General features: G+C 51.3%; 16 protein-coding genes. 15 read left to right on the top strand and 1 reads right to left on the bottom strand.

The genetic code is table 11. The annotated features are described in order from the left end of the window. The first annotated feature begins 5 nt into the window (after positions 1–5). The 7 genes from EGM51_05430 to EGM51_05400 all read left to right on the top strand — a co-directional run bounded on the left by EGM51_05430 (position 6) and on the right by EGM51_05400 (position 12,967). Positions 6–1,436 (top strand): DUF4976 domain-containing protein, encoded by a 1,431-nt coding sequence (locus EGM51_05430; GenBank protein ID QBG46864.1) that lies wholly within the window; start codon positions 6–8, stop codon positions 1,434–1,436. Between the two features lie 122 nt (positions 1,437–1,558). After that, positions 1,559–5,083 (top strand): hypothetical protein, encoded by a 3,525-nt coding sequence (locus tag EGM51_05425; protein ID QBG46863.1) that lies wholly within the window; start codon positions 1,559–1,561, stop codon positions 5,081–5,083. Between the two features lie 83 nt (positions 5,084–5,166). Continuing rightward, positions 5,167–6,717, top strand: coding sequence for a sialate O-acetylesterase (locus EGM51_05420; GenBank protein QBG46862.1), 1,551 nt, complete (start codon positions 5,167–5,169; stop codon positions 6,715–6,717). An 11-nt stretch (positions 6,718–6,728) separates the two neighbouring features. Next, the gene (locus tag EGM51_05415) at positions 6,729–9,344 is read left to right on the top strand and encodes a hypothetical protein (GenBank protein ID QBG46861.1); all 2,616 of its coding nucleotides are present in this window, start codon (positions 6,729–6,731) and stop codon (positions 9,342–9,344) included. Next, a complete protein-coding gene (locus EGM51_05410; protein QBG46860.1) occupies positions 9,341–10,537 on the top strand; it encodes a hypothetical protein in 1,197 nt (398 codons plus the stop codon). Before EGM51_05415 ends, EGM51_05410 begins: the two co-directional genes overlap by 4 nt. After that, positions 10,534–11,751, top strand: a complete 1,218-nt coding sequence (locus EGM51_05405) for a hypothetical protein (protein ID QBG46859.1) — start codon at positions 10,534–10,536, stop codon at positions 11,749–11,751. Before EGM51_05410 ends, EGM51_05405 begins: the two co-directional genes overlap by 4 nt. Next, complete coding sequence (locus EGM51_05400) at positions 11,717–12,967, top strand: hypothetical protein (protein QBG46858.1); 1,251 nt, start codon at positions 11,717–11,719, stop codon at positions 12,965–12,967. Before EGM51_05405 ends, EGM51_05400 begins: the two co-directional genes overlap by 35 nt. Here EGM51_05400 and EGM51_05395 read toward each other — a convergent pair. After that, positions 12,932–13,759: an AraC family transcriptional regulator gene (locus tag EGM51_05395; GenBank protein QBG46857.1), complete on the bottom strand. Its 828-nt coding sequence runs from the start codon at positions 13,757–13,759 to the stop codon at positions 12,932–12,934. The two genes, EGM51_05400 and EGM51_05395, sit on opposite strands and share 36 nt — an antisense overlap. Positions 13,760–13,898: 139 nt before the next feature. Between EGM51_05395 and EGM51_05390 the strand changes: the two genes are divergently transcribed. The 8 genes from EGM51_05390 to EGM51_05355 all read left to right on the top strand — a co-directional run bounded on the left by EGM51_05390 (position 13,899) and on the right by EGM51_05355 (position 26,096). Further along, on the top strand, positions 13,899–15,380 hold the full coding sequence (locus tag EGM51_05390) for an alpha-L-fucosidase (GenBank protein ID QBG46856.1): 1,482 nt from the start codon (positions 13,899–13,901) through the stop codon (positions 15,378–15,380). Between the two features lie 143 nt (positions 15,381–15,523). After that, positions 15,524–16,471, top strand: a complete 948-nt coding sequence (locus tag EGM51_05385) for a hypothetical protein (GenBank protein ID QBG46855.1) — start codon at positions 15,524–15,526, stop codon at positions 16,469–16,471. Positions 16,472–16,491: 20 nt separating this feature from the next. Continuing rightward, on the top strand, positions 16,492–17,880 hold the full coding sequence (locus tag EGM51_05380) for an IS1380 family transposase (GenBank protein QBG46854.1): 1,389 nt from the start codon (positions 16,492–16,494) through the stop codon (positions 17,878–17,880). A 159-nt stretch (positions 17,881–18,039) separates the two neighbouring features. Beyond that, positions 18,040–18,639, top strand: a complete 600-nt coding sequence (locus EGM51_05375; protein QBG46853.1) for a hypothetical protein — start codon at positions 18,040–18,042, stop codon at positions 18,637–18,639. Continuing rightward, complete coding sequence (locus tag EGM51_05370; protein QBG46852.1) at positions 18,570–20,111, top strand: alkaline phosphatase family protein; 1,542 nt, start codon at positions 18,570–18,572, stop codon at positions 20,109–20,111. The genes EGM51_05375 and EGM51_05370 overlap by 70 nt, the downstream gene beginning before the upstream one ends. 142 nt (positions 20,112–20,253) lie before the next feature. Beyond that, positions 20,254–22,440 (top strand): sensor histidine kinase, encoded by a 2,187-nt coding sequence (locus EGM51_05365; protein ID QBG46851.1) that lies wholly within the window; start codon positions 20,254–20,256, stop codon positions 22,438–22,440. Positions 22,441–22,442: 2 nt separating this feature from the next. Continuing rightward, positions 22,443–23,069 carry a response regulator transcription factor gene (locus EGM51_05360; GenBank protein QBG46850.1) on the top strand — a complete coding sequence of 209 codons (627 nt, stop codon included), beginning with the start codon at positions 22,443–22,445 and terminating at the stop codon, positions 23,067–23,069. Between the two features lie 219 nt (positions 23,070–23,288). Further along, complete coding sequence (locus EGM51_05355) at positions 23,289–26,096, top strand: hypothetical protein (protein QBG46849.1); 2,808 nt, start codon at positions 23,289–23,291, stop codon at positions 26,094–26,096. Positions 26,097–26,480 lie beyond the last annotated feature (384 nt).

The raw sequence follows: 26,480 nt of genomic DNA, 5'->3' as shown, positions 1-26,480 counted from the left end.
GAATAATGCATGAGGAGTTGGATATAATGAAGAATATGCTGCTGACGATGGTGATTTTACTGGCCGGTGCGGTATCGGGTGAAGAACAGCGTCCGCCGAATATTGTTTTTGTGATGATCGATGATTTGGGGTTGTATGATCTCAACTGCTACGGATACAAGGCGGTGGATACCCCGCATGCGAACCGGTTGGCCGAAGAAGGCATGCTTTTCCGGCATGCGTATGCGGCATCCACGGTTTGTACCCCGTCGCGGGCCGGAGTGATCAGTGGTCAGGCACCGGCCCGGCTGCATTTGACCAACCATATCTCCAATCAGCATTTTGCCCCGGAAAATCCGGTTTTGCTGAGTGCGCCGGAAGTGACGGCACTGCCGCCGGATGTGGTTACTTTTGCTGAGGTATTGCGGGATAACGGGTATGCCTGCGGCTTTTTCGGGAAATGGCATTTGTCGCGCCAGAAAACCGACGGCAGCAACCGGGTGGAGGATGAACGCACCCAGCCGGATCATCAGGGATTTGAAAATAATGCGGGCGGTAATGGAAACGGCGGACCTCCCGGCGGATGGTTTTCCCCCTATAAAAACCCTTACCTTCCAAACGGACCGGAAGGTGAATACCTGCCGGAACGCCTGGCAAATGAAGCGGTGGCGTATATGGAGGCAAACAAAGATAAGCCGTTCCTGATTGCTATGTGGAATTACACGGTGCATTCCCCGCTGGAAACTACGGATGCACTGACTGAAAAATATAAGGCACGGAAGGCGGCGGGTGAAAAGGTCGGTAATCCGGTGTATGCCGGGATGGTGGAGGCGGCCGATGCGGTGCTGGGCCGTTTACTGGAAAAACTGGATGAGCTCGGACTGCAGGAGAATACGCTGGTTATTCTGACTTCAGATAATGGCGGATTTAACTATGGGGTTGCTGATGCTCCGCCGCTGCGGAAGACCAAGAGCTGGCTATATGATGGTGGACTGCGGATTCCAATGATTGTTCGATGGCCGGGCAGAGTGAGGCCGGGAACGGTCAGCGAAGAATATGTATCGCATCTCGATTATTTTCCTACCTTTATGGAAGTGGCCGGCATATCGAAAGATCCGGATCTTATTCTGGACGGCGAAAGTCTGGTTCCGTTGCTGACCGGTACGGGCGGGATAGAACGTGATGCACTTTATTTTCATTATCCGAATTATGCCTGGCACGCGAAAAACCGGCTGGGCGGTGCCATTATCGAGGGCGACTATAAATTACTCAACTGGTACGACGATGATTCGGTAGAGCTCTACAATCTCAAAACGGATCCGAGCGAAAAGAATGATATCGCGGCAGAAAACCCGGAACTGGCGGAGCGGCTGAAACGTAAGTTTAAAAAATGGCTGAAGGATGTGAATGCCAATATGCCGGTGCCCAATCCGGATTATGTTGTCCCTGTAGAGTGAGGCCGGTCCGGTATCATCTGAGAAAGTTATCTTTTAGCCAGTTAAAACGGGACAGTGAATATTCCAATCTGTTCAGGTTATAATGTCGGTCTATTATGGGCCGGCGAAGAGGAGGCCGTCAGATGAGGAATTACATTTATTGGGCAGTGTTACTGACCTTGCTTACAGCGAGTGGTGCACAGATAATCTGGAGTGAGGATTTCGAGGGAGCGTCGCTGGGTGCAACCTCCGGAAATAATCAGACGTTGACAGGAACTGTGGTTCAGACCGCCAATACGGCTTCCGGGATCATAGTCGATGCTTCAACTGATTCCGGGGCGGCCGCTTCGTTTACATATGCTTCGGGAAAATTTATTCGTTTGTCGACCGGTGCAAATGCCTGGACAGCACTGCGATCATCATCAGACCCGATCTTTTTTACTCAGACTTCGCCGACCCAGACTTATACGCTGTCTTTTGATGTCTATATTCCTTCCACACTTTCCACGGCGGTTGGCGATATCAGGCTGAAATTTACCTGGAACGGTACGGCGGCGGAAGATCTGACCGACGCAAGTATGGCAGTGCGTACTGCCGGGCAGTATCATATTGAATATTCCGGATTGATTTCAGATTTCCTGAATACGAATGTGAATGCGGCAAGGCCGTTTATCGGTATTGATCAGGGCGGCACAGCACTCAGTGATTATCTGTATGTGGATAATATCTATTTTGAAATCGGGACTTCGGCAGCAACGCCGGAAACATCACCTATTGACCCGGTTTGGTTTGCCGATCTTAAAAGTAAGCGTATAGAGTCCAGCCCGTTGGTGCAGTGGCAGCATTTCGGTCCGGGGATGTCCGGTTATATCGACATGTTCTGGATTAATAACGGCGATCCGAATGCAATGTATGATTCGTTGGATATGGGTAACAGTCAGGTGACGCTGAACGGAGGCGCGTTCTGGAGAAGCATGCGCGATTCTGATGGCTGCGGTTATCATCCTGACTACTTCGTGGCGATGGATTTTTCCTATACTGATCCTGATTTCGGTTTGGCCGTTCGGCGTAATGTGAAAACCAACCGGGGCGAGCTGTTCCAGAGTACTGACCGTGGTGCATCCTGGACCTTTTTATGCGAGCCGATTCCCGGCAGTGATAAACGGCATAATGTTATTGCAGTTGATCCTTCCAACGATAACAACTGGTATATCGGCGCCGGTGGGGGTGCCTTCATTAAAGATGCGCATTATACGAAAAGCGGAATTACGAATACCTCGCCGTGGAAGACCTATATGTCTGAGGGGTTCATTATGTACTCGAAAGATCGCGGTACAAACTGGACTCAGGTCTCATCTCCTTTTCCGGTAGATTCGAGCTTCAGCCGGATCATTGTCGACCCGCGCGATTCCAATAAAGTGTATGCCTCCTGTCAGCATGGAGTGTATAGAAGTTCAGACGGAGGGCTGAGCTGGTCAAAAGTTCCGGGGAATGGTCTCCCTTACAATCAGCCGCGCTATATGGATTCGTATTTTGATCCGGAAGCCAACGGTGGAGCCGGGGAGTTTCTGCTCTATATCGTAGAAATCACGCACTATGATCCGGTCGGGAGCGAGATTGTGACATCGGGTGGTGTTTATCGCACGGCCGACGGAGGAGATTACTGGGAAAATTTAACGGGTGATCTGGCCATTGATTTTACACAGATTTCCAGGTTTGGATGGGATTATCACAACCGGTTTTATCGGGCGGTGGCTTTCTGGATGGAAACAACCGCATCGGATATCAGCAATAATTATAATCTTCCGGCATCCACCTTCAGCCAGTTTCATCAGATTGCCGTGGACCCGACTCATAAAGACCGGGTGTATCTGGTTCATAATTTCAAACATGATTATGCGTTTCCTCCGGGGAATATCTGGATGACTGAAAATGGAGGGACCAACTGGTTTGCTGCTGCACGTGAGGGGCCATACTGGATTAACGGTTTGGATGATGACTATTGGAATTCCCGGGCTGTTCAGCCGCTGGGGATGAATACGACTATGGCACATGTTGACCGGGACCACCGATTATATGATGCCATTACGGTTGGACCGCGTTTTGTAAAGGTGAATCAGCTGGGTCATGTCTACACGGCATTTGCACAGCAGGTTATGCGCTCCACCGACAACGGAGCAACCTGGATTCAGGTGGATGATGATGAAACCTCACCGGGAAGCGGGAACTGGGTCGGTCGGGGAAATAGCAACCTTCCGGGAGAATCGATCTGTTTGCAAACCGGGACACCGGGGACCTATCTTTGGGGTAGCGGTGAACATGGACTCTGGCGCAATATGCATGACGGAGATCTGGTTTATCCGGGAGCCATTGCGGTGAAGCAGTTGACGGGGCAAAGTGTTGATAAAGATGATCCGACTTCTATTACAACGATTGCTGTGGATCCGAATGACACCAATAAAATTTACACGCTCCAGTTCCGGCAGGATAAAAGAAATCATTTGCGCCATTCATCCGATGGCGGTGAAACGTGGATAACTCTTTCCCGCCCGTTTCCGGATATCGACATTCGCTCCAGATCCCTGATGGTGGATCATCAAAATTCCGATATCCTCTATTTTACAATACCGTACAGCATTTGGCAGCCGTATGGAGGAGCCGGTAAATACCGGGGAAACGGTTCCGCGGATATGGAGGTTTACGGGGTGTATAAATCAATGGACGGCGGGATGACCTGGATAAATCCGAACAGCGGCCTGCCTTCCGGTTCCAGTGTCTGGAAACTGTTCATGGATCCGGTCGATTCACGGATCATTTATGCCGCCTTGGCCTATACACATACCGGAACGCCTGGCGGACTGTATAAAACCGTCGATGGTGCAGCGAACTGGTTCCCCATGACCGTGCCGGCCGGAGTAACGTGCGTGAACGATGTGATGGTTCATAAAACTACCGGAGATCTTTATATCGCATGCGGCCGACGTGAAGGAGATGGTTCAATCGGAGGGGCCTATGTGAGCCGTGATGGCGGGGAGACATGGGTCCTTATTTTTGATTTTCCGAATGTCCGGGGTGTGAATGCCTGTGCTGCAAATGATCAGGTTATTGCTGTGATTGCAGGTGAAGATGATGATGTAAATGATTTAAATCCCGGTGCCTATGTGACGGTTGATGGAGGACATAACTGGCATAAGATCAACCGGCGTCACGGCCAACCGGAAAAGATACGGGAACTTCAGGCGGATCCCTACGATGAGACGATTCTCTGGTGTTGTCTGTCCGGAACCGGCTTCTGGAAGGCGGATATCTCCGGACTGACGACCGGCGTGGCAAAACCCTTTTTCTGGGACTGGATGGAGGAGCATGGTCTGGCAGATCGAACAGGCAATGCTGATGGTGATGTGATGAGCAATATTGAGGAGTATATTGCGGATACAGATCCGAATAATATGCAGGAATACTTTGCAGGTGAGGTTGTTGCAGGCGTCGTCGGTGTTAAATTCCGCTCTGCGCTGAATCGAATCTATAGCGTAGAGAAAACGGATAACCTTTCCGGAAACTGGTTCGTTTGGACCAATGGAGTGGCCGGAACGGGTTCGCTCATTGAACTGACTGATCCTGAAGGCACAAGCAATGCGTTTTATCGGGTAAATGTTCAGATGGATTAGCCTTTTGTACGGCAAATTATATGTCCTGTTTTCGGGCTGATCATCGTTCGTTGGCCGTATATTAAATCAATAAATGAAAGTAGATGATGAAAAACTTTAAAATCATATCTTTGTTGGTTCTGGCCTGCACCACGGCGGGCGCCGAGGTGTTGCTGCCGAATATTTTCAGTGATCATATGATTCTGCAGCAGCAGAAGAAAAATCCGGTCTGGGGCATGGCTGATCCGGGAGAGCGGGTTAGCGTTGAATTTGCCGGGCAGAAGAAAACGGCTGTGGCGGATGAAAAAGGGCATTGGAAAGTTGAACTTGATCCTTTGGAAGCCAGTTTCAAGGCCAGAAGCATGAAAATTTATTCATTCGGTAGGCTTCAATCAGAAATCAGCAACATCCTGGTTGGAGAGGTCTGGATGTGTTCCGGTCAATCGAATATGGCGTGGTCGATGAATGCGATCAACGATTATGATATGGAGGTTGCGACGGCGAACTATCCGAACATCCGTCTGCTGGCAGTTCCAAGGGTTGGAACGCAGGAGCCGCAATTTAATATTGAGGCCGTCTGGACCGAGTGTACGCCGGAAACCGTGAAGAACTTTACTGCGCCCGGATTTCTCTTCGGTCGGAAGCTGTACCACGCATTGAATGTTCCGGTCGGACTGATTTATAATGCCTGGGGCGGTTCGGATCTGGAAGCCTGGCTTCCAATCCATGTACTTGAGGAAGCCGGACAGGATGAATATCTGGCGGAATGGAATAAATATCTGTCGCTGTATTCCGATGAATATCTGGAAAAACAGAAAATTGAATACAAACAGTGGGTGGCAGACGGAAAGCCCGGGAAGAAACGGTTTGAACCGAGGGATGTTCGTACCGGGCAGAAAAGACCTGCAAATATTTATAATGGGGTTCTCCATCCGACCATTGGATATGGGATTAAAGGGGTGATCTGGTGTCAGGGTGAAAGCAATATCGGACGTGCTTATGAATATCGTTCGCTTTTTCCGCTACTGATCAATAAGTGGCGGGAATGGTGGAATAATGATGATCTGCCGTTTTACTGGATTCAGCTGGCGGACCATAGTGATGAGAAGCCGGAACCCGGCGAAAGCTACTGGGCTGAACTGCGCGAGGCGCAGACCATGACGCTGAAACTCCCGCATACCGGGGAGGCGGTGGTGATCGATCTGGGAGAAGCGCGGGATATTCATTATCGGAACAAGCAGACTGCGGCGGCTCGCCTGGTGCGCCATGCTCTGGGGAAAGACTATGGATTTAATATTGCGACCGAAAGTCCGCGTTTCCAATCCTTGGAAATTAAAGGAGATAAAGCGGTGGTGACGTTTGATCATGTGGCAACGCATCTGTACGCCTTTGATGTGCCGGAAGTGAAAGGATTCGCCATTGCCGGTGAGGACCGGAAATTCCACTGGGCTGAGGCAAAGATTGTCGGAAAAAATAAAGTAGAGGTCTGGTCCGATGAAGTTCCCGAACCGGTTGCGGTACGCTATGGCTGGGCGGATAATCCGGTGGTTAATCTTTATGACCGGAACAGTCTGCCGGTTACACCGTTCCGGACCGATGACTGGCCGGTGGGAACCATGGGCAAAAAAACGCTGTATCGTCCGATGCCGAAATGAGCTGATTTGATATGACTGTAAAATCGTGGATTTCTATCGTTCTGATGCTGGCTTCTAATGCATTTCCGGAGACTGATTTTTTTGAACGGATCCGTACGGAGCGGGTGGAATCCGATCCTTCAGTGGTCTGGAAAAACTTCGGGCCCGGAATGTCGGGCTATTGTGAAAATTTCTGGTGTCACCCGTCGGATACCAATGTCATGTTTATGGGGCCCGATATGCACGTCAGTTACGGAACGTGGGACGGCGGGGATTCGTGGCATACGCTGAAGGATTCCGATGGTACCGGACAGGAGATGAAACGGGTTCTGGACGTTGAGTTTTCCCGGCAGAATCCGGATTTCGGTATGGCGATTGACTGGAACGGATGGGTTTATGAAACGACCGATCGTGGTCGCAGTTGGACTAAAACATCGGAACTCAGTCGCAGCTGGAAAGAGGTGGGGATTGATCCGAACGATCCGGAATCTTTTTCAAAAGGCTGGTATTATGAACAGATGGGAACACGGCTGAGTGAGCTCGCGGTGGATCCTTCAAATGATCATATCTGGTACATTGGTGCCGGTGATTTCTGGAACATTAAAGCCAATCATAAATCGACGGCAAATCTCCATGGCACTCGATTTGATTATGCAGACTATGGCTATATCTGCAAATCGACGGATCGCGGTAAAACGTGGCGGAAGATCCGAAACGGTTTGCCGGAGGATCTGGATGTTGCCCGTATTATTGTGCACCCGGAAAACAGTCAGCACATCATTATGGCTACGACTCATGGAATAATGCTCAGTACGGATGGTGGCCTTACCTGGATAAACAGAGCCGATGGGCTGCCGAATAATCTACCGAAAGACCTGACCTCTTTTTATGATAAAACTACCGGAACATTTGTGCTTTATCTGGTTGAACAGACGGTTTATTTGCTGAAAAAAAACTGCATTGAATCAGTTGGGGGCGTTTTTAAAAGTACCGATGGCGGAAAAAGCTGGGTCAGTATTACCGGCAATCTGTTTCTCGATTTGAATGCGGTGGACAGCCCATGGGAGAATGACCGTTTTTATAAAACCGTGGCCCATTGGCTTGGGCTATCCAAAGCGGAGGCGGTGGAGCGGTTCAATGTGCTGCCGAAACGGGCATTGCCGACGTTTAACCGTATTGTGGTAAATCCGAATAAGGCGGATGAGATTTATGTGACCTATAACAGGAAGCATGATCGGACATTCGGTCCCGGGGATGTCTGGCGCACGCTGGATGGCGGGCGTACGTGGAGCGTGGTTGCCCGGTATGGGGCTTATTGGAAGAGCGGGCGCGGGTCTGCATATTGGAAGTCCCGCAACAATCCCGTTGGAACCAATGTAACATTTGCGCACCTGCAATCCTATATGGATACGAATCCGGGATATTCAGGGAACCGTATGATGAGTATCAATGCTGCGGGGGCAGTATTTATCGGGCTGGATCAGCAGACGCTCAAAACGACTGATAAAGGTGAGTCCTGGAAACAGGTGGATGATTTTGAAACGGCACCGGGAAGTGAAAAATGGATCGGGCGCGGCGGCAGTAATCTGCCCGGCCGTTTTATGTTGCTGGAAACCGGGATTCCGGAGCGGAAGCTGTTGTGCAGCGGTGAACATGGATTATGGCAGACCACGGATTCGGGCAATTGGCGGGATCAATCCGCGGTCGCCGTAGAACAGATTGAAGGGCAGGTTCATCCCGACGGGGCGCATTCGATTTCAACGGTGGCCGTGCATCCCCGTCATCCGGATACCATTTATACGTTGTCCTGGCGGCAGGAGCACCGGGGTAAACTGCGCCGCACGACGAACGGCGGTAAGACCTGGGAGAATATCGCCACGATTTTCGATGCTGACAGCGGGATCTGGCAGAATGTGGCTTCACAGAATTCTCTGCTTATTGATCCGGTGGATCCGGATAATATGTATTTCTGCGCAACGTATCAGCGGATTTCGGAAGTGCATAATGGTCCCGGTGTGGAGCTGAGCAAAGGCGGGTACGGATTTTATAGATCGTCAGACGGCGGTTATACATGGACATTGATGAATTCCGGGCTTCCGGCCGACGCGAGCGTGAGGCGTATTGCCATGCATCCGGATCATCCGGAAATCCTGTTTGCCGCATTGAATAATGACGGGGGCGGGCTTTATGTTTCGCTGAACCGGGGAGGGCACTGGGAGCCGGTTTCCATTCCGGACGTAATCAGGGCGGTGAATAATGTTTTCATTGACCGAACTCAGAACTATATCCTGATTTCGACGGGTCGAAATAACGGCAGTTATGAAGAGGGTGGTGTATGGCGCAGCAGGAATGGCGGAGAATCGTGGGAACAGATTTTCAAGGCGCCTTTTGTATGGCAGGCGGAATCCTCGCCGGTTAATCCGGACCTGATTGTGATCAGTGCTGCCGGGCAGATTGTACGGCGGTCGCATGAGTTTATGAATCCCGGGATCTATCTTTCTGAAGATGCGGGCGAAACCTGGCGGAAGATCAACCGGGGACTCGGGCAACCTGATAAAATCGTGGATGTGAAGCCGGATCCCTACGATGAATCCCAACTCTGGTGTGCTTCGTGGGGCTGCGGCTGGTTTAAGGCGGAAATCAAATGATGATAAAATCAATAATCGCAATGCTGGCCGGTTTTTCTGTGGTACTGGCCGCGACGGGAAGATCGGTGGACATGACTGAAGGTGTATTTTTGAATGTCAGAGATTTCGGTGCTGTCGGTGATGGGCGGCACGATGATACCGCCGCGTTCAACCGGGCCATGAAAGCGGCGACGGCTGGAAGTGGAGTGGTCTATATTCCGGCTGGAACGTATATGATACATCCGGTCAAGGTGCCGTCACATATTGCGCTGAAAGGCGATTCCAACTGGGCCTATGAAAACAAAACCGGTACGGATTCGGATTTTGAGGGACGCACCACCCTGAAGGCACTGTCGGGCGATGCCCGCGCACTGCTCGACTGTTATGATGCGCGCGGCACCCGGATTATCGGCCTGACACTGGATGGTAATAAGCTGGGAGAGTCGATGCATGGCATCTATGCACGGCATACAGGCTGTGAGCTTCATCTGGTGGTGGAGGATTGCCGGATTAATCATTTTACGGGCGCAGGTATCCGGCTGGAAAAAGCCTGGGTTTTCGCGATCCGCCGGTGCCTGATTATGTGGAACGGACAGCACGGGATTGATTGTACCGGCGGGTACGACGGCTGGGTTATTGATACCATGCTGACGGCCAATACCGGGGCGGGGTTCTATGCCCGCGGTGATGCCCCTGAGGGAATGAGCGAGCAGGAGAAAAAGGAGATCGGGTTTTTCGGATGCGCGTCGGTGGCTATGACGGCTAACCGGATCGAATGGAATACCGAGGGCGGAATTATGATTGAAAATTCGAATTCCATGCAGGTGAACGGCTGTTCGATTGATCATAATTTCGGGCCGGGTATTAAAATGATTCATTCAACAGCCAACACTATCACCGGCTGTAAAATCCGGACAAACGGAGTGGATGCTGAGGGGCTGAACAGTTCGCAGATCTGGCTGGAGGACGCGCAGGGTGCCGTGGTTACCGGGAATAATCTATGGGGCTGGTTTGGTCGGAAAGAGCATGATTATAAAGATGCGGATCCCAAGTACGGTATGATCGTGAAAAATCTTTCCGGCAGTGTGATTGCCAATAATGCGATGTTTGAAAGTTCGAGCCTTGCCGGTATTCATGACCTGGGAGGACACGACGATGCGACGGTGATCAGCAGTAACGCTTATGTTAAACCCCGGGTCCGGAAGAAAAAATGAAAGCGATTTGGTTGATTGCATCCGTTCTGCTGTTCCGTTTATCCGCTGGTGCGGATTTGCAATGGCTGGACGATTTTAATGTGCTCTGGGAAACGCAGAGTAAAAATCCGAGTGAGTCTATGCCGTGCGGCGGCGGGGATATCGGACTCAATGTCTGGGTGGAGGATGGCGATCTGCTTTTTTATATTGAGCGCAGTGGCAATATTGATGAAAACGATCAGCTGCTGAAAACCGGCAGGGTTCGGATTCAGATGGAGCCGAACCCTTTTTCCGCTGACGGGAAAGATCTTTCATTCAGACAGGAGTTGGATCTGAAAACGGGCAGTGTTCTGATTACCGGCAGGTCAGATGAGAACAACGCGGATATCCGGGTGTGGGTGGAGGTGTGTCGCCCGGTCGTTCATGTCGAGCTGAAGACGGAAAAGAAGTCTGAAATCACGGCATCGTTTGAGTCGTGGCGGAATCAGAAACAGCTCATTCCGAAAGGAGACGGGCGGGATTATAATCGCTGGGCGATGTATGGATACTGTACGTATAACGGTGACGTATTCTCCTATCCGGATCAGGTGGATTTCGCTGAGGGCGGGGTATTGTTTTTTCATCAGAACTGCGGTGATGATCTGATTGAAAAAGAAATCGCACTTCAGCGTCTCGACGGGGTGATCGATCAGATGTATCTGCCGACGAAGAACCGTATTTTCGGCGGGGTGATGCTGGGGAATAATCTGGCGCCATCAGATGTTACGGACGGGAGCTATGTCTTTACGCCTTATAAGGCGTGGAATCTGAAGAGTGTCAAACCGGCGAGGCAGCATCATATCCGGCTAGTTCTGCATACCGACCAGACTGAACATAGGGACAAATGGATGGCCGGTCTCCGGAAAAGCACCGCGGAGGTTTCCGGGGTCTGGGAGAGGAATGTTCAGTGGTGGAGGGATTTCTGGACCCGGAGTCATATCATCATAAATAAGGGCCGGGGAGCGGATGATAAGGGCTGGCAGGTCGGGCGGAATTATCAGCTGATGCGCTATATGCTGGCGAGTAATGCCTTCGGCGAATTTCCAACACATTTCAATGGCGGTCTTTTCATCTATGACCATTTTTATGTGGATGGGAAGCGGGGGATGAATCCCGCATTCTATAATGCGGATTACCGGAAGTGGGGGAGCGTGGACAGGAATGAACCAGCGGCTGGTTCACTGGCCGATGCTTAAAAGCGGTGATTTTGAAATGATGCGCCCTCAGTTCGAGTTCTATCGTAAAAATCTGCGTAATGCTCAGTTGCGCAATGAGGTATCGTTCGGCATTAAAGGGTGTTCTTTTGCGGAACAGATTAATAGTGCAGGACTGCCGAACGGCTATCACTACGGTTGGGAGCCGCCGTTCGGTACGCGCAATCCGGAGCATGAGGTCGGTATGCAGTATCATCACACGCACTATTTCCATACCCAGCTGGAGTTTGCTTTCATGATGCATGAATGGTACCGGTTCACCGGTGCGGATATTTCGCCCTATATTCCGTTTATGAAAGATGCGGTTATTTTTCATTTTGAATATCACAGAATGCTGCAGCGCCGCCGGACCGGCCGGGACTGGGATGAAAACGGCAGGTTGGTCATGAAAGGGATGCAGGCTACTGAAACCTATAAGACGGGAACGAATCCGATTCTGGAAGCGGCTGCATTGCGGAAAAATCTGGAGGCTCTTCTTGCGCTTCCCGATAAATGGGTCAGCAAAAAGGAGAAAGAGCTGTTTCGGGATTGGGCCGCCCGCGTTCCTGAGTTGAATTTCCGCATGCGCAACGGACATCGGACGCTCTCACCGCTTCTGGAGGAGAAGTCGTCGAGTCGGTTATGCAACCGGGAGCTTGCTCAGCTCTATCCGGTTTTTCCGTATGGGATCTATGCGCTGGGGCTGCCTGGTTTGGATACTGCAGTTCATACATGGAAATATGGGCTGGATCCTGCGGGGGATACCTATCTGGGGAAAGAGTTCGGTATAAACGGTTATCCTCAGCGAGAGGCGTGGTGGGGCTGGGGGCAGCAGGTGCCTATGCTGGCCCGTATGGGCCTGAGCCATGAGGCAAAAGAATATATCGTGAAAAAAATGAGTGATGCAAAGGGAGATCCTCGCTCCGGCAACTTTAAAGCACGGTTTCCTGCCTTTTGGGGGCCGGGCTATGGCTGCATGCCCTCGATGGAATGGGGGGCCGTCGGGATGGTTGGTCTGCAGGAGATGTGTCTGCAGACGATTGCCAAAGACGGCCGGGAGATCCGGATGCTGCCCGCCTGGCCTGCAGGCTGGGATGTGGATTTTAAGCTGCATGCGCCGGGTCGAACGACCGTTGAATGCGTTTTTTCAGATGGTGCTCTGCAGCGGCAGCAGGTAACGCCTTTATCGCGCCGGGCTGATGTCGTCATCGGACAGTAGCATTGTATGGTTTTCTTCCGGCTGGTTTGGTCTGGGTTCGCGGTCGCGGTAGGCCGCAGGAGCCAGACCGATTCTTTTTTTGAATGCTTTTGAAAAATGAAAACGATCATTGAAACCGGTATATTCCGCAATCAGATCGATGGGAATTGTATTCCGGGTGAGTAGATCGCACGCCCAGGCGATACGGGAATCCATGAGCCAGGCGTAGGGGGTTAAACCGGTCTCTTTTTTAAACAGACGGATGAAGGCGCCTTTGCTCAGGCCGACCCGTCCGGCCACCTGTTCCAGATCAATGGATTTATGAATATTGTCCTGAAAATATTTCATGGCTTCCGCAATCCGGACATCCACAGCATACACGTGAATATATTCAGCAGGTATTCCGGCAAGCGCGGTTGCGGTAAGAGCAGTGGCATACATCATTCCGCGATCGGTCAGAAACTGTGGATAAGGCCGGATTTCGTTCAGTGTTGCGTCGAGCAGTTCCTGAAGCAGTGAACTCATAGGAATCGCATAGACTTTGGTCTCCACCCGGTCGTAGGGTTCAGAGGCATAAAAATGGAGTCCGAACTGTTTGGGATCATTTTCTGACATAGCCTGAAAGGAGAGGTGAGGAGGCGAAAGGTAGATGTAGCCGGGCGACATGTCGACGGTTTCATAACGGGTAATAACCCGTGCGCCAGCCGTTTCATTGTAATACAGCCGCCACGTGTTTCCGTAATAGGTGGTTCCGTTCCAGTAGGGAGCAATATGCTGATAAACGCCATAATGTAAAGTGATAGAAGTATTCATAACATATTGAAAACTATCAGGAAATGGGTGTGTTGTAATTGCAAATGTTCATAATTAACATATATGCGGCATTTTTATACATTCCCCGTTACGGCGGTATTGCACATATTTCATGAATCCAAAGAAAGGAATAAATACAATGAGATTGTGGATCAGTACTGTTTTGCTGGGGGCCGGTCTGGCCGCTCAGGTAGAGGCCGGGATGTCCTATGAGGCCACGTTTGAATCCCTGGATCGGCATGAGACGCCGGAATGGTTTAAGGATGCCAAATTCGGCATCTACACTCACTGGACGCCGACGACCGTAGGCAACGAAATTGCCGGTGTGGGCTGGTATCCTTTCTATATGTATGCCGATGTGACGATCAACCGGTATCCGCCCATGATGGGTCATCCTGCGGAAACCAACGAGGGTCCTCACTGGGCCTACACTGAACATGTGAAGCGTTTCGGAGAACCGAAGGATTTCGGCTGGAAGGATCTCCTGAAGACGTTTCAGCCTAAATCGTTTGATGCCGCCGAATGGGCGGATCTGTTTGAAGAGGCCGGCGCACGGTTTGCCGGTCCTGTAGCGATCCATCATGATGGCTATGCCATGTGGAACAGTTCCGTCACCCGCTGGAATGCTCAGACGCAGGCCGGGTTTGATCCTTCAAAGGAACTGGAACGGGAAATCCGTAAGCGCGGGATGAAATTTATAGCTTCCTTTCATCACAGCCATACCTGGCGCTATTTTATTCCGTCGTATCGGCATGACGGAACAGATCCGGAATATGTGGATCTCTATTTTGAGCCGCACCGCTATGGCGATCCGCTGTCGCCGCGTTTTAAAAAATGGTGGCGGGGTCTGCTGGATGAATATATTGAAAAATATGACCCTGACATGATCTGGATGGATATGGGTACGCGTGATATTCCGAATGATCTGATGTATCCGTTTCTTGCAGATTACTACAATCACGGCGAAAAATCCGGAAAAGAAGTCGCCACTACCGTGAAGAGCTATTCGCCGTATCTGCCCGGGGCCATTGTCGATTATGAAAAGGGCCGTGTAAAAGATCTGGAACCGAAACCCTGGCTGACGGACGATACGGTTGCGCCGGGCTGGTTCCATTCCAGCCGTCCCGGAGTGAAAACCGCTAATGATATCATCGATATTCTGGCGGATATTGTCAGTAAAAACGGTTGTCTGCTGTTGAATGTGGGGCCAACCTCCGACGGGGTTATTCCGGAATCTGAAAAGGAGATTCTACGCACGGTCGGTGCCTGGTTGAAGGTGAATGGAGAGGCCATTTATGACACCCGTCCGTGGCATACAGCCGGCGAGGGGCCGACTGAGATTGAGAAATCAGGCGGGTTCCTGAAAAAAGTGCATTATACGGCGGAGGATATCCGTTATACGCAGAGCAAGGACCATAAAACGGTTTATGCCATTGTGCTGGATCGACCGGAGGGACAGATCCTGATGAAATCGGTTACTGCTTCCGATGGCGTCGCGGGGGTTTCGCTGCTGGGTTCCGGTGTGGATATCGAGTGGAAACAGACTGCCGCCGGTCTGTCGGTGCGGATGCCGGAAGATGTGGCAGAGGCCCATGCGTATGTTTTTAAACTGAACCGTTAATCCGTGCGTTTTTTAGTGTGACGTTTGGAAATCCCATGATTCCGATCATGGGATTTTTTGCATCCTGGCCAAAAGATCTGTCCAGGAGAGAGGGGGGGGGCATCCGCTCTTTTGTTTATAAGAGTGACAAAATGAGTGGACAAATGAAGCAACTGATAACCGGTTTGGCTGTATTGATTCTGGGGAGTATTTCGCAAGGGGGCGTTCAACCGAATATCATTTTGATTCTGGCAGATGATATGGGGTATTCCGATATCGGTTGTTATGGCGGTGAAATAGAAACACCGAATATTGACCGGCTGGCAAAAGAGGGAATGCGTTTCCGGCACTTCTACAATAATGCAAAATGCACGACAACGCGGGCCTCATTGATGTCGGGGCGTTATCCGAACCGTGGAAAAGGCGGCTTGGTGCCGAAGTATTGTTTGACTTTGCCGGAAGCCATGAAGCAGGCGGGTTACCGGACCATCCTGAGCGGGAAATGGCATCTGGGACATCATAAAGGAAGCCGGCCGATAGATCGTGGATTTGATGAGAGCTACGGGCTGTTTGACGGCTGCTCCAGCTTTTTTTATCCCACCGATCCGGATAAGCCCAATTTCGGTATGCGTTATTTCGGTCATAATGACAAACGGATCGTCGAATTTCCTGATGATTTTTATACAACCGATGCGTTTACAGACCATGCACTTGAAGAAATGAAAAAGTCGATTGATGCTCAGCAACCCTATTTTCTTCATCTGTCCTATACGGCACCGCATTATCCGTTGCATGCTCCTCCTGAAAATATTGAAAAATATAAAGGGCGTTATTCCAAAGGTTGGAGGGTTTTGCGCCAGGAGCGGTATGAACGGATGGTGGAAATCGGGGTGATTGATCCGTCAACGAAACCGGCTCCTATGGATCCTGCAGTTAAGGCCTGGTCCGGGAATCCGGAGGAAGAGCGGCTGATGGAAGTTCATGCGGCAATGGTTGACCGGATGGATCAGCAGATCGGTCGTGTGCTGCAGCTGCTGGATGAAACGGGAACAGCAGATAATACCCTGATCTTTTTCCTTTCTGATAATGGCGCTAGCCTGAATAATTCATAAAAACGGCCTTGGTTGCCGCAATGCACGCAAATAGAATACATTGCGAATTGCTTCCCGGCAAAAAACAACCAAGGCCGACAATGGATAAAGATAATCAGATTCAGCTTCCTTTCTCACCTCTTAAAAACCGTAAAGTCTCCGCTGTCTTTGACGAACCCCTGGTCAGCTCGGACGGCGGGCTGATGCTTGTTCGCGAGGTGCTCGAAGAGACCGGAATCATCCGCTCGCTCGCCGGGGCGTTGCACGATCCCCGCCATCCGTCGTATGTCGACCATACGATGGAGGAGTTGTTGACCCAGCGTGTTGTCCGGATCTGCTGCGGCTACGAAGACGCGAATGATTGTGACGCCTTGCGCGACGATCCGCTGTTCAAAATGGCGGCGGGCCGTCTTCCCGAAGACGGTGCGCTCGCCTCGCAGCCCACTATGTCGCGGCTCGAAAACCGCGTGTCTGTCCGGGAGCTGCTCCGGATGGGGTATGCCTTGGTGGATCAGTTCATTGCATCGTTTGATCATGCGCCGGAGGCCATCGTGCTTGATCTGGATCCCACCGCCGACCATGTTCATGGCCGGCAGCAGATGGCCTTGTTCAATGCCTTCGAGGATGAATACTGCTTCATGCCGTTTCACCTGTACGACGGACTCAGCGGGAAGCTGATCACCACAGTGCTTCGCCCGGGCAAGACGCCGACGGACCGGGAAATTATCAGCGTACTCAAGCGGGTGGTAAAACGTATCCGGGCGGCCTTTCCATGCACCCGCCTGATCTTCCGTGCAGACTCGCACCACACGAAGCCCGTGGTCATGGACTGGCTGGAGGCACAATCAGTGGACTTTGTCACCGGACTCCAGACGAACTCGCGTTTAAAAGCACAGTTTGCACAGGCCCTTGCTGACGCACGCAAAAAGCATGAATGTACCGGCCGTGAAGCGTGTGTTTTTGCATCCGCCTTTTATCAGGCCCGTACCTGGAGCCGGGCGCGCCGCGTGATCTGCCGGGTACTGGTCAATGCGAACGGGGAGGATCTGCGTTTTATCATTACCTCCTTCGAAAACAGCGGCGCGAAATATCTTTATGAAACGGTCTACTGCGGGCGCGGCGCGATGGAGCTGATGATCAAAGATCACAAGAACGGCCTGCTGTCGGACCGGACCAGCTGCCACCGATTCAGTGCCAATCAGTTTCGCCTGTTCCTGCACTCCGCGGCCTACGTCGTGATGCACCACCTGCGCAGCGTGCGACTCAAGGGCACGCGGTTCTGTCGTGCCGAATTTAAAACCCTCCGCCTGAAACTGCTCAAAATCGGTGTTCGGGTGGAGACAGGGAAGACCCGCATCAAGCTGCATATGCCCCAGGCCTTTGCAGAAATCATGACCCTGAAAACATCCGTATTCGCAAATACAGGATAGGCGGCAGACCGGCGGTCCCCTGCGCAAATAAAATACAGGGGTAAGGGGGAGGTCTGCCCAAATCCGATCAAACTCCGAAAAAACAAGCAGGCATCAATCGTTTGCGGCCTGCCAGCATCCATCCAACGCAAAAAAACAAACTCAATACCGGGCGCGTGAATAGATCAGGCTAGTAAAGAATCTTTTAATTATGATCATATTGAAGGGGCTGAAATCGGAGCGCGCGGTTCGTATCGGGCGATCGGCCGAAACTGGGCCAATGCCTGCAATACACCGTTTCGCAAATTTAAACTCTTCGGTCATGAAGGCGGAATCTGTACGCCTTGTGTGGTACGGTGGCCGGAGCACGTTCCTGCCAATGTCTGGAACGATTCCATCATGCATATGATTGATTTTCAGCCGACGCTGATGGCGATTGCCGGACTTGATCCGGATGATGATATTCCGGAGGGGAAGAAACCGCTGGATGGCGAGAATGTTCTGCCGGTGCTGAAAGGAAAATTCCGCGAGCGTGCAAAGCCGGTATTTATGGAATGGGTCGGTAACCGTGCAATGATTGATGGCGACTGGAAGATTTCCTATGCCAAAGAGATCGGACACTGGGAACTGTTTAATCTTTCCCGTGACCGGACGGAATTGAATGATCTTTCCGCGGTTTATCCTGAACGGCTGCAGCAGATGGCGGTACAATGGAAGAACTGGGCGGAGAAAACGGGTATCGGGTCTGTGAAGAAAAAAAAGAACAAGGAGAAGCAGTGAATCGGAGAAAATTTACAACGGCATCAGTGGCGTTCGGTCTGTTCGGGCATCGGGTTGCCGGAAAAGAACTGCCGATCCATCAGAAACTCGGAAAGGGGTCACTGGATGTCAGTTTGAGAATTCTCAACCTTCATGGAGAACAGCCGAGAGCCATTCAGAATTTATTCAAGGCATCGCATCCTATTCTGTTTGCGGAAAAAAATCAGACGTTTGCCGAACTGATGAGGCATCCGGAAATTGTTAAACGTTGTGCGGATGCCGGAATGACCCATCTCGGCGGTCCGATGCTGGGGTGTATTTCAGAAACGGGGGCATCGGTATGGATCCGGACGTTAAAGCCGGCGTCGGTTACCGTTGAAGCGGCCGGCCGGGTTTATGGACCGGTTAAAAGTTCGGAGGAAAGTGATCTGACGGCTGTGGTCCGCGTGGATGGGCTTGAACCGGACCGCGAGACGGGATATCGGGTGCTGATTGACGGGAAGCCGATTCATTTTAACGGAAGTACCGTGATACGTACCACGTCGGAAAAGCCCGGGACCACCCGCATTGCCTGGGGAAGCTGCTGGCACCGCTGGGGGCTGGGGCATCCTCAGATGGATCTGGTCCGGAAACGTAAGCCGAGTGCATTGCTGATGATTGGAGACAGCGCGGTTCAGGATCGGCGGGGGAAAACCGGTGCGGCCCGTTTCGATGTGATGCTGCGCGATCTGACGCCCCGGTGGACAACATTCTGTTCGGAAATCCCGGTTTATGCCACCTGGGATGATCATGATTATGCGGGTAACGATATCGGTGGTCTGGTTGAAGGCAGGTTTTCAGCGGAGGATCGGTCGAATGTCCGGGATCTGTGGACGCAGACCTGGGTTAATCCCGGCTACGGTTTCGAGAAAGAACGGAGCGGTATCTTTTTCAAAACACGGATCGGTCCGGCGGATGTGATTATGATCGACAACCGCTATTTCCGGGATCACAGAAAAGGGCTGAACTCCTTTCTCGGTAAAGCGCAGATGGACTGGGTGAAGCAGCAGCTGCTGGAGAGTAAAGCGCCGTTTATCATTCTTTCCTGCGGAACCATGTGGAGCGATTATGTCTCCAACGGAAAGGACTCCTGGGGCAGATATGATAAAGAGGGCCGCGAGGAGCTTTCCCGTTTTATTGAAGCGCATAAAATCGGAGGTGTCCTGCTGATTTCCGGAGACCGGCACGGCGCGCGCGGTTTTACCATTCCGCGGAATAACGGATTTAAGTTTTATGAATTCGGCGGGGCCTGTTTCGGCGGACGCATCGGGCCGCCGGCCAGAGATCCGGCCTGGACCACGCAGCTGTATGGTATTGCTGCGGAGTATGCATTCAGCGAGTTCGAATTCGATACTGCAAAAGCCGATCCCGAAGTGACAATGCGTCTGATTCATGAATCGGGCCGCGAAGTCTATTCGATCACGCTGAAGCGCAGCGAACTGACTCCGGATTAGGATTTATATTGCCGGGCGGTGTTCCTGCATCCGGACATCAATGTATTGCAGACTTCAAAGGGGTTGGGCATAGTTTCCGTTTCACGTCTTTCCGGCAGAGAGAATCTGTCCGGTCTGGAAGACGGTAATCTGAAACGGGGAAATGGTGTATATAGCAATTTTAAGTCTGATGCTGTCGGTGACTGCTTCCGCTTTGTCCTATGTGCCGGTATCCAGTATCGAGGAGATTCGGAACCTTCCGCCTGAGCACGCTGAAAAGGCGCTCCCGGTAAAAATTGAAGGGCAGATTGTCTGGAAAAATCCGGAACAGGGCTCCTTTTTTCTGCGCAGTGGTGAACGCTGTATATTTGTGATGCGGCCGGCCGGCAATCTGGATCCTGACCGCTTTTCCGCGGGGCAGCTGGTCGAGGTCGAAGGCGTTACCCGTAAAGGAGAATTTACACCGTCGATTCTGGCTGAAACCATTTCGGTGCGAGGACGCGCGCAACGGCCTGAAGGCCGTCCGTTTTATGCATTTGAAACTTTTTCTCCGATGAACGATGCCGACTGGATTTCCATTAAGGGGCGTCTTGTTTCGATGCGGAGGATAACCGGCGGGGAAATGATTTATGACTGCATGGTGCTGGACCTGGAGTTTCATAATGCGCTGCTCAGCGTTTTGCTTCCGTGGTCGGAGGCGGCGGAAAACCGGGTTAAGGAGCTGATGTTTTCGCGGGTGCAGTTTAATGCTGTGGCCGGTACCCAGTACAATACCGATCGTCAGTTGGTGGGTCGCACGCTGCATGTCGATTCTGCAGAGGATTTTAAGGTGATCGACAATCGTCACGGTGAAAAAGGACGAGTGCCGAGGCCGATACATGAATTGGCGAGAAGCGGTGTAGACCTTCGTTATCCGGTGATGACCTACGGGACCGTCACGGCCATTGGTGAGAATCAGATTTTTCTGCGTGGTGAGAAAGCATGTCTGAAGGCGACCGTCCGGGAGATTCCGGAAGTGAGGGTCGGTGATATGGTGGAGCTGGAGGGATTTGCCCGTCATGGTCCGATCAGTCCGTCTTTTCTGGCCCGCAGGATTCGGAAAATAGAATCGGAGAAGGCGCCGGAACCGGTTCCGATGCTGCTGGATGCCGCGTTGCGGCAACGATGGGATACGTGGCCGGATGCCTATCTGAATTATGAGCTGGTTCAGCTGGAGGCCGAGGTGGTGGATATTTCCGAGTCGTTTGGCCTGGCGACCGGGTTGATCGAACACACACTGGTCTGCCGGCTGGATAAGCATCTGTTCACCGTGAAGCTGCCGTCTGAATTTCCGAATATGAATGCGCTGAAAGCCGGAGCTGAAGTGAGGGTGACCGGGATATGCAATCTGCTGCGGAGTACGGAGCGGCAGTGGCGATTGTATGTCGACTGGTTCTGGATTCAGCCGCGCAATGCCGGTGATATCGAAATTCTGGCTCCGGCACCCTGGTGGACAGCGGAGCGGCTGATTCTTGTGCTGGGCATACTGGGCGGAGCTTTTGTGCTGATTCTGATCTGGACGAATATGCTGCGGCGCACGGTGACCAGACAGACCGCTGTGATTGCTGAAAAAATAGAACAGGAATCGGTTCTGAACGAGCGCCAGCGCGTTGCCCGGGAGTTGCATGATAATCTTGAACAGGGATTGACCGGTTCCATTCTCCAGCTGGGCGGCTGCCGGCGTCTGCAGAAAATGGGCTTTGAAAAACATGCCGGTTTGATTCGGCAGGCTCTTGAGTGCGACCGAGCTGACGAGCAGAAGGAGTATTTGCGTAAACTGGAACTGGAACTGGCGGCGGATTCGATACGGAACAAAAAGGCGCTGAAGGTCGTAGAGGATATTCTTAAATTCTGTTCAAATGAATCCCGCCTTTCAATTCTGGACCTTCGGGGCGGATTGCTGGAAAAAATGAATCTTGTTGAAGCCGTCCAGTTGACGCTGGAGAAAATCAGGGAGGAGCAGGGAATTCACTGTGACCTCTCTGTGACAGGAGAAATGTGCCGGCTGCAGCATGTTGCGGAGCGCAACCTTCTACTGCTGATCCGGGAAGCGGTTTCAAATGCAGTGCGGCACGCAGAACCGGATACAATTCATGTCATGCTGGATTTTACGGACGGTTTAACTGTATCTATTGCGGATGACGGATGCGGTTTCCCGGTGGAACAAGGCGGAAAATATGGACACTTCGGACTGCAGGGTATGCAGGAGCGAATGAGCCGTATTAAGGGAACGTTGAAAATTGTCAGTACGGTCGGTTCCGGTACAGTGGTTACAGGCCGACTCGATTCCCTGAAGGAATGGAAGAAATAGATATGAATGATATAATCAGAATTCTGGTCGTGGATGACAATCAGCTGATGCGCAGAGGATTGATCGGCAGTCTTGAAATCGAGCCGGACCTGAAAGTGATCGGTGAGGCGGCCAGTGGTGAGGAAGCGCTTGATTTCATTAAGCAGGAAACGCCCGATGTAATTACCATGGATTATCAGATGCCGGGCGATAACGGTGTGGTTACCTGCCGCAAGATTCTGGAGCAGCTTCCCGAAGCCAGAATAATCCTTCTTTCCGTATTCGATTCCGAGGAGGATGTCTGGCAGGCCGTGCGTGCGGGGGTTAAAGGATATCTGACCAAGAAATCCGGTGATGCAGACGAGCTGCTGGAGGCGATTCGCAATGTTGCCCTCGGAGGAGACTATTTTCCTCCGGTCATTGCGCGGAAACTTGAGGATCGCCTGAAACAGCCGGATTTAACAAAGCGGGAGATGGAAATTCTCAAATTACTGGCGGAAGGGAATACGAACAAGGAGATGGCTGAGATTCTGGGCATTTCCGATGTAACCGTGAAGCTGCATCTGTCGAACCTTCGTGAAAAACTGGGAGCGGTTGACCGGACCCAGGCCGTTGTGCTGGCCTATAAAAAGGGGATTCTGCATATCTAGAGCTGGGAGCGTTTATTTTTGCTGGCGAACGCCGTCTGTGCGTTCGCCTTTTTTTGTATTCCGGGGTTCTTTTCTGATCCTACCCATATAGGTAGATACCCAAATAGGCAGATAGTCAAATTTCATGTTCTATGAGATGCATTATGTTCACGCTCTCAGTAAAGAAGATCCTTAGGTACAGGCCTTCTTTATGAACATAAATTAATTGGAGGACATGAGATGAAAATACCACGGATGTGGATTGCGGCTTCGGCATTGCTGGGGCTGGCCGTTCATGCAACGGCTGCTGTAACATTACTGGTGGAAGATTTTGAAGCTTTCAATCAGGGGGACGCCTTCGGCGTTAATGCGTCATTGACCAACGAAACTTATGATGCAGGTATGCGATTTAATAATATGGCTGTCGGGGAAGTGGTTGTTCCGGACGCAAATTTTATTTCAGCTTCGGGTACAAATGTCCTGCAGCTGACCACCGCAACCAATAATCCGACGGGAGGATTCGGCGAACTTACTGCCGATAATGCTCCGCGTGCCGTATCTCTGACTCTCGGGGACGATGTTGTTTTTTCCTTCGATATGTATGTTCAGGCCCTGCCTGCCGGTACATCGGGTATCGGACTCGAACTTCGCGGGGGCAGCGGAAATACGCTGGTTTCATCCGCATTTGAAGAGTTTACAGGTGCTTCAGTCGGCGATGTGGTTCATGTTTCGTGGACAAACAGTGTGACTGCTGCCATTGCGCTTGAATCCGCACTTTCGTTCAAAATTAAAATCGAGGGTAACGGAGCCAACTTTGATCCTGATACGGATGTGATGCAGATCGATAACCTCAAACTGGAAATCATTCCGGTGGAACTTCCGGCCAATCTGGTGTCAGGCACTTTTATTGATAGCGGCTTTGTTTCTTCGGAAGGGTATTCGGATACGGATCTTGCCGGTCAGGCCGGCTGGGAGCAGGTTGCCGGCAGTTCAAACCAGGCCTTCAGCGTAATTAATTCCGCGTCCACCGGCGAAGCGGATACGGCGACCGCAGGCAATTTCAGTACCAATACGGGCAATGCCGTTTACTGGTCGGATTATACCCTCAACAACGCTGCAGATGCGTGGGAAGGGTATGTTGACTTCTCCATTTCGGCGACTTCTGACGGAACCGGTGAGATCGGAAACTATGATGTTCTGGCCTTTGGTATCACAGCCGATAAAGATGCGCCGCTGCATCTGGAAGATAATGATAATATGGCTCTTATGACGCTGAAGGTCCGCAATTTCGGTAATCTGGTCGCCATGTTCGGAGACGAAAGCATTGATACGGATGAAACCCGTCTTGACTATCTGAAAAACGGGGAGGAATCCGGATTCAATCCGATGTCGCCATCGAATCCCACTGGAAATGATTATGAATCCGATGTTATTCGCTATCACTGGCAGATTCGTAAAACCACGCAGATCGGAACCTATCAGGCCACAGCCACCTTCTCCAATCTGACCTCCGGATTTGTACAGACAAACTACACCACATTAGGCGTAACCCCATCTGTTATTCATGACAAGGAAGGGCTTTATTCCAGTCCGTCGGTTAATTTTGTGATAGGCCATTACTACAAAGCCCAGCAAGGGGAGGATGAACGGATTGATGTTAAAATTCATGCCGTGAATGTTACGCACTCCACCAACAATATATCTGCACCGAACCCGCCGGAAAGTGTTGTGGCCGAAGGGGGGGACCGGGCGGTTGAGCTTTTCTGGGATGCCGCACTCGAAGCTACAAGTTATGATGTTCTGTTCGCAGAAAGTGCAGGTGGACCGCAGACGGTTATTGCCGAAGGGATCACGGATCAGTTCTTTGTGGATACGCCGCGTTTCAACGGCATTACCAATTACTATACAGTTCGGGCAAACTATGCAAACGGGTCTGCGGATTCCGAAGAAGTTCCGGGGGTTCCGTTTGCATCCATACGTCAGATTTTCTTTGACGGAAGGGATGCCTCCTGGAGCGGCGTTGTGATGGATCAGGATACCGGCGTTACCAACAACGGTACGATGACCTGGGTTGAATATGTCGAGGATGTGAACCCCTACTATTCGCCGGAACTCTATCCGGGGGTCGGAGCCGATGTTATTCTGTATGGTCTGAGTCAGTACAGCGGTGTGTATTCCAATCTGACAATGAACACCGGAGATACCTGGCGGTACAATGTCAGAAACAACGTGGACGGAGATCATTTTCAGTGGTACCTGCAGGGCCTTGACGGTGCTCCCTTCATGAATCAGCTGAAATATGTGCGGTCCATTGATATGACCGTGCCCAAAACCTCGATCGATCTGACTGAAGGGAAACACTCTGTGACCTTTTCAAGTCTGATGGGCCAGTCGCGACTGGCGATCCGGAACAATGGCATATGGTATGTCGGAGAAACGCTGTCTGACGGCGGTGTCGAAGTGACCTACGACAATCTGGTGGATGATGAAAACTGGGCGGCCGTAACCATTATTCCGGGCACCCCGTTTGTTGAACCTTCTTCGTTTACGGCGGACAGCAGTACGTTTACCGATGTGGATGCCATCGGCTGGTACTGCATGGAAGATGATCTCCAGCGGTTTGAAACGCTTATCTATGATGCTGAAGGATCAATTCCTTCTCCGGAATACTGGATGAATGAGAACGGCATTTCAGATATGATGGCGGATGATAACACCAACGGTGTCATCAATCTTAAGGAGTATGCCTTCAACCGGGATCCGGTAAACGACGAAGGGCAGAAAAACCTGCCGGAATTGACGGCGTCTGAATACATGGGTACAAACGGGTTTATCTTTGTGAGTGTCGAGCTGCGCGATCCGGAATCGGGGATTAGCTATTCGCTGGAAACCACCGAAAATCTGGTCAGTGTCGGATTTGCTCCGGATGATGAAGTGGTGAAAATCGGTGAAGGAAATATCGATTACTATACCCGGGCTGTCACGAACTTCATTCCGGCTACGGCAGCGGCGAAGTTTATCGATCTGAAAATCACAGAAACTCCATAAATTCAATCCTGCGCCTTCACGGCGCAGGATCATTCTCATCAAACATAATTCTTATTGAAATCCTGCCCCGGATTCCGGGGCAGTTTTTTTTGTAAATAAGGAGCATAAAACGGAATTCAGCAGCGTCTATTTGAGAGAAAAGTATTTTGAAATGAGACGTTGAACCTGAGGCGGGGCGATATTGGCTGTATTTGATTGTCCGGACCGGTGCGATATGCGGCGCCTGCTCTATTTTGTCGCCTGAGGGATAGGTCCTTCCGGTATGTGTTTTAAAGCCCGGGCAGGATAAAAATGGCGGATTGGATCAATGAAAAGAGAATTGATGGTGCCGGGGGCTTATCATAAAGATTATTTTCGGGAGCGTTTGTGTTTGATTTCACCGGG

It is taken from the genome of Verrucomicrobia bacterium S94 (assembly GCA_004299845.1).
Lineage (GTDB): Bacteria > Verrucomicrobiota > Kiritimatiellia > Kiritimatiellales > Pontiellaceae > Pontiella.
Note: the sequence above shows the minus strand (reverse complement) of the source record. Positions and strands in the feature narration are given on the sequence as shown.

Bases quoted from the DNA above. Each gene is read 5' to 3' on its own strand.
- EGM51_05355 (QBG46849.1), top strand. From the start codon at position 23,289: ATGAAAATACCACGGATGTGGATTGCGGCTTCGGCATTGCTGGGGCTG.
- EGM51_05395 (QBG46857.1), bottom strand. From the start codon at position 13,759: ATGAATACTTCTATCACTTTACATTATGGCGTTTATCAGCATATTGCT.
- EGM51_05405 (QBG46859.1), top strand. From the start codon at position 10,534: ATGAAAGCGATTTGGTTGATTGCATCCGTTCTGCTGTTCCGTTTATCC.
- EGM51_05415 (QBG46861.1), top strand. From the start codon at position 6,729: ATGACTGTAAAATCGTGGATTTCTATCGTTCTGATGCTGGCTTCTAAT.
- EGM51_05420 (QBG46862.1), top strand. From the start codon at position 5,167: ATGATGAAAAACTTTAAAATCATATCTTTGTTGGTTCTGGCCTGCACC.
- EGM51_05400 (QBG46858.1), top strand. From the start codon at position 11,717: ATGAACCAGCGGCTGGTTCACTGGCCGATGCTTAAAAGCGGTGATTTT.
- EGM51_05385 (QBG46855.1), top strand. From the start codon at position 15,524: ATGAAGCAACTGATAACCGGTTTGGCTGTATTGATTCTGGGGAGTATT.
- EGM51_05410 (QBG46860.1), top strand. From the start codon at position 9,341: ATGATGATAAAATCAATAATCGCAATGCTGGCCGGTTTTTCTGTGGTA.
- EGM51_05360 (QBG46850.1), top strand. From the start codon at position 22,443: ATGAATGATATAATCAGAATTCTGGTCGTGGATGACAATCAGCTGATG.
- EGM51_05380 (QBG46854.1), top strand. From the start codon at position 16,492: ATGCACGCAAATAGAATACATTGCGAATTGCTTCCCGGCAAAAAACAA.
- EGM51_05365 (QBG46851.1), top strand. From the start codon at position 20,254: ATGGTGTATATAGCAATTTTAAGTCTGATGCTGTCGGTGACTGCTTCC.
- EGM51_05430 (QBG46864.1), top strand. From the start codon at position 6: ATGCATGAGGAGTTGGATATAATGAAGAATATGCTGCTGACGATGGTG.
- EGM51_05425 (QBG46863.1), top strand. From the start codon at position 1,559: ATGAGGAATTACATTTATTGGGCAGTGTTACTGACCTTGCTTACAGCG.
- EGM51_05370 (QBG46852.1), top strand. From the start codon at position 18,570: ATGGAAGAACTGGGCGGAGAAAACGGGTATCGGGTCTGTGAAGAAAAA.
- EGM51_05390 (QBG46856.1), top strand. From the start codon at position 13,899: ATGAGATTGTGGATCAGTACTGTTTTGCTGGGGGCCGGTCTGGCCGCT.